This window comes from Glutamicibacter sp. AGC84, assembly GCF_053543575.1.
In genome coordinates this window covers 33988-38777 of sequence record NZ_JBLVOC010000011.1, presented here as the reverse complement: position 1 = coordinate 38777, position 4790 = coordinate 33988, and the positions used below count along the sequence as shown (strand labels likewise).

4 protein-coding genes are annotated in these 4790 nt (G+C 62.1%); all 4 read left to right on the top strand.

The window, feature by feature from the left end:
* The first annotated feature begins 76 nt into the window (after window positions 1-76).
* Window positions 77-835, top strand: coding sequence for an ABC transporter ATP-binding protein (locus tag ACNPN0_RS07060; protein WP_105658422.1), 759 nt, complete (start codon window positions 77-79; stop codon window positions 833-835).
* On the top strand, window positions 817-2382 hold the full coding sequence (locus ACNPN0_RS07055) for a transporter (RefSeq protein WP_105658423.1): 1566 nt from the start codon (window positions 817-819) through the stop codon (window positions 2380-2382). Before ACNPN0_RS07060 ends, ACNPN0_RS07055 begins: the two co-directional genes overlap by 19 nt.
* Window positions 2383-2683: 301 nt before the next feature.
* Window positions 2684-2935: a DUF3039 domain-containing protein gene (locus ACNPN0_RS07050; RefSeq protein WP_105658424.1), complete on the top strand. Its 252-nt coding sequence runs from the start codon at window positions 2684-2686 to the stop codon at window positions 2933-2935.
* Between the two features lie 55 nt (window positions 2936-2990).
* Window positions 2991-4757: a DEAD/DEAH box helicase gene (locus ACNPN0_RS07045; RefSeq protein ID WP_388025339.1), complete on the top strand. Its 1767-nt coding sequence runs from the start codon at window positions 2991-2993 to the stop codon at window positions 4755-4757.
* Window positions 4758-4790: the final 33 nt, after the last annotated feature.

The following is a 4790-nucleotide window of genomic DNA, read 5'->3' as shown; positions in this document are numbered from 1 at the left end:
GCGGCGGTTGTCTTATACCTGGGTTTAACTCCAAAGGATGATGCGTTCTGACTAGGGGCATTGCTAGCCTTAAGCTATGAATCAGATCGCACTGGACATTCGGGGTCTTGCCAAGCAATTCGGCGCCAAGATTGCCGTGAACAACGTCAGCCTGCAAGTTCCTGCGGGTTCCTTCTACGGTCTTGTCGGACCCAATGGTGCCGGCAAGACCACCATGCTTTCCATGGCCACTGGATTGCTGCGCCCGGATTCAGGCCAAGCGCTGGTCAACGGCGTGGATATCTGGGCTGATCCGCAAGCGGCCAAGGCCACCTTGGGAGTCCTGGCTGATGGCGTGCGCCAGTTTGACCGGCTGACCGGCCGCCAGCTGGTGACCTACTCGGGATTGCTGCGCGGCATGGAACGCGCAGAAGTTGCCCAGCGTACCGAAGACCTGCTGCGCGTGATGGATTTGCTCGATGACGGCGACAAGCTGGTGGTGGACTACTCGGCCGGCATGACCAAGAAGATTTCCTTGGCTACCGCGATGATCCACTCGCCAAAGCTCTTGGTTCTGGACGAGCCGTTCGAGGCGGTGGACCCGGTATCTGCGGCGAATATCCGCGACATCCTGAATAACTACGTTGAATTCGGCGGCACCGTCATCGTTTCCTCGCATGTGATGGACCTCGTCCAGCGCATGTGCACGCATGTCGCGGTCATTTCCGATGGCATGCTCAAGGCGCAGGGCACCGTGGATGAAGTCCGCGGCGGCATGAGCCTGGAAGATCGCTTCGTCGATCTGGTGGGCGGCCGCGCCAATAATGAGGGGCTGTCATGGTTGCGCACGTCCTAAGCCTGAAACTGCGCTTGCTCGCCAACGGCTTCAAGCGCTCCGTCGGCCAGCTCATCGGCGTCATTATCGGTGGCCTGTACGCACTGGGCATGATCACCATGCTGACCTTGGCCATGTGGTTTACCGCCGGCGATATTCCTTTCCAGAGCGAAATCTTCACCCTGATCGGCTCGGCCGTGGTGCTGGGCTGGGCCATCATCCCGCCGCTGCTGACCGGTGTTGACCTCACCCTGGAACCTTCACGCTTTGTCCACTTCGGGATTCCGGAAAAGACCTTGGGGCCAGCGCTGGTGCTGGCTGGCTTCATCTCGATTCCCGCGGTGCTGACCATTGCGGGCCTGCTCGGCGCCTCGCTGATGTGGCGCTTCGATGCGGGCGCGCTCATGCTGGCCCTGCTGGCAGCGGTGGCGACCGCGGTGATGGCGATTCTTCTTTGCCAGTATCTGGTGATCATGGCGACCGCACTGCGGGCCAAGCGCCGATTCCGTGAATTGACCTTCGTGCTGCTGTTCGTGGTGCTCATCGCCTTGGGGCCGATCGTGACCTCGGCATTGGCTGCCGCGCAGAGCATGAGCGACTGGATCCAGCCGATTGCCTCGGTCTTGGGCTACACCCCGTTGGGTGCCTTTGCCGCGATTCCCGGGGCTTTTGCCTCGGCGCACTACGGCCAGATGGCGATCCATCTGGCGCTGGGCTTGCTCTATCTTGGCGGACTCTACCTGCTGCTGGCTCGAGCTACCGCCAAAGCCACGGTGACCCCGCCGCCAGAGCAGCGCGCTGCCACGGCCAAGGGGCTGGGCTTCTTCAAGTTGATGCCGGCCACGCCAACGGGCGCAGTGGCTGCCCGCGCACTGACCTACTGGTTCAAGGATCCGCGCTATGCCATTGGCGTGCTCATTGTGCCGATGCTGCCGTTGCTCTTCTGGTTCACCGGCAACCAGACCGGCAGCTACGTGATGATGTTCCTGCTGGGCCCGTTGATCGGCATCTTGATGGGCTTCTCCATCTCGGCCGACATTTCCTATGACAACACCGCCTTTGCGCTGCACGCGCTGACCGGTATTTCCGGACGTGCTGATCGGGCAGGGCGAGTGCTGTCCTGTTTCCTGATTGCCATCGTTCCGGTCTTGGCGGCGGCCATTTTGCCGGGCCTCATCTCCGGTGCGCTGTGGCGCATCCCGGGAGACCTGGGCCTGTCACTGGCGGGGCTGCTCATCGCGTTGGGCGTCGCGTCGGTGTCCTCGGCCCGCTACACCTATTCGGTGCCGCTGCCGGGTGATAACCCGATGAAGACCCCTCCGGGCAATGGCATGCGCATTGCGCTGACCCAGCTGGGAATCATGCTTGCCATGGGCCTCCTGCTGATCCCGGTTCTCATTCCCTACATCATCGGCTGGGTGAAGCAGTCGCAGTCCTTCGGCTTCATCACCTTGGGCGCGGGCCTGGCCGTGGGTATCGGGCTGATGCTCGGCGGCATTGCCCTCGGTGGCAAATGGTACGAAAAGCGCACTCCTGAGCTGATGCAGTCGGTCATCCTCAATAAGTAGGCGCAGCAGCCGAATTGCTGCCTCCGGCCGTCTAGCGGGACGCTGTTTTCCGCTAGGCGGCCGTTTGCCTGCCTTGGGTGCAAGGAGGTTCACAGGATATTGATCGGGTCGCGCCCAATTGGCGCAATATCGACTTCCAACGGCACCGCAACGCATCGCAAGAACATTGAAAAATGGTTGTTGACTTGCAGCGAGGAAGAAATCGATGGGGCGGCCTAGTGCAGCGCGGCAAAGTCAATGTGGACAAGCTCCCATGCTTGCCACGCGGACAGCAGTGGCAATCCGTATTAGACTTGGAGGCATGGTGGAACAGTCTGAAGAAACCCGCGGTGGCACTGCCACGATTGAACGTACCGAGACAACCCAGAGTGTCGAGGCCGGAGATCATGAGCGTTTTGCTCACTACGTGCAGAAGGAAAAGATCATGGAGTCGGCAATGACCGGCGACCCAGTGATCGCTCTGTGCGGCAAGGTCTGGACGCCAGGCCGAGATCCGCAGAAGTTCCCGGTATGCCCCGAGTGCAAGGAAGTCTACGACTCCATGATGGGGTAGTGCTGCGAATGAACTAGCACTACTTCACACAATGCACGCGGCCGGGAAAAGGTAAATGACCGAGACACTCTTTGATTTTGGCGACAAGCTTCCACTAGAAGACAAGCTGCCGGTAGCGTATCCGGAACGTGCGGCTTGGGGAACTGGGCCGAAGCTGCGTGCCTGGCAGGCCGAGGCCTTGGCTCTGTACTTCGATACGGAGCCCAAGGACTTCATGGCGGTGGCGACCCCTGGCGCAGGTAAGACCACCTTCGCGCTGCGCTTGGCCAAAGTGCTGATCGACTCGGGCAAGATCAACCGCATGATCGTTGTCGCGCCCACCGACCACCTGAAAAAGCAGTGGGCGGATGCGGCGGCGCGTGTGGGCATCTCACTGGACCCGAACTACAAGAACTCCGACGGCCGGCACGGCTCGCACTACATGGGCGTGGTGGTGACCTATGCCCAGGTCTCGCTGAAGCCCGCGGTGCACCGCGCGAAAACTGAAGATGCCCGCACCCTGGTGATCATGGATGAGGTCCACCACGCCGGCGATGCCCTGTCCTGGGGCGATGGCATTCGTGAAGCATTCGAACCGGCTACCCGGCGGCTTGCCCTGACCGGTACCCCATTCCGTTCCGATGCGGCCCCGATTCCTTTCGTGCAGTATGTGGACGAGGGCGATGGCATTCGCCGTTCCAAGGCGGACTACACCTACGGCTACGGCAGCGCCCTGGCCGACCACGTGGTCCGTCCGGTGCTGTTCATGGCCTATTCGGGCAATATGCGCTGGCGTACCTCCGGCGGCGAGGAGATGGAAGCAAACCTCGGCGAAGGCTTCACCAAGGATGTCACCGCCCATGCCTGGCGTACCGCGCTGGATCCGCACGGCGACTGGATCCCGTCGGTGCTGCAGGCCGCTGACCGGCGGCTCTCGGAGGTCCGCCGCACCGTGAAGGACGCCGGCGGCCTGATCATCGCCACGGACCACGAGGACGCGCGCGGCTACGCGGCCCAGCTCGAAGCGATCTGTGGCGAGAAGGTCACCACCATTCTTTCCGATGACCCCAAGGCATCGCAGAAGATCGACGATTTCTCCGAATCCGACGCGCGCTGGATGGTTGCGGTGCGCATGGTGTCCGAAGGCGTGGACGTTCCGCGTCTCTGCGTGGGCGTTTATGCGACGTCCACCTCCACTCCGTTGTTCTTCGCCCAGGCGGTCGGCCGCTTCGTGCGTAGCCGCAAGCGCGGCGAGGTGGCTTCGGTCTTCCTGCCCTCGGTGCCGATCCTGATGGCCTTGGCCAACGAGATGGAAGTCGAACGCGACCACGCCTTGGACCGTGAAGGTTCCAAGGACGAAGACGGGCTGGACGATTCGCTGCTGGAAGCGGAGAACAAGGAAGACAAGGCCAGCGACGAGCTGACGCGCAACAAGTTCGAGGCGCTGAACTCGCAGGCCTCCTTTGACCGCGTGCTCTTCGACGGCGGCGAATTCGGTACCGGCGCCGACATCGGCAGTGAAGAAGAACTCGGCTTCCTGGGGATCCCGGGCCTGCTGGATACCGAACAGGTTTCCGAGCTGCTGCGCAAGCAGCAGAACAAGCAGATTTCCAAGGGCGGCACCAAGCCCGAGCCGGTCTCGGACCACCGCCGCATGATGGAGCTGCGCACCAAGCTGTCGAAGAACGTCTCGGCATGGGCCGCCCGCACCGGCACCCCGCACGGGCAGATCCACAACAAGCTGCGCAGCGTCTGCGGCGGGCCTGCCGTGCCGCAGGCTACTGCTGACCAGCTGCAGGCGCGCATTGACAAGCTGCAGGACTGGTTCGTCGGGCGAAAATAGGTTCCACGAGAGAACGGGGTTTGCCCCTGACCG

Bases quoted from the DNA above. Each gene is read 5' to 3' on its own strand.
- ACNPN0_RS07060 (WP_105658422.1), top strand. From the start codon at position 77: ATGAATCAGATCGCACTGGACATTCGGGGTCTTGCCAAGCAATTCGGC.
- ACNPN0_RS07055 (WP_105658423.1), top strand. From the start codon at position 817: ATGGTTGCGCACGTCCTAAGCCTGAAACTGCGCTTGCTCGCCAACGGC.
- ACNPN0_RS07050 (WP_105658424.1), top strand. From the start codon at position 2,684: ATGGTGGAACAGTCTGAAGAAACCCGCGGTGGCACTGCCACGATTGAA.
- ACNPN0_RS07045 (WP_388025339.1), top strand. From the start codon at position 2,991: ATGACCGAGACACTCTTTGATTTTGGCGACAAGCTTCCACTAGAAGAC.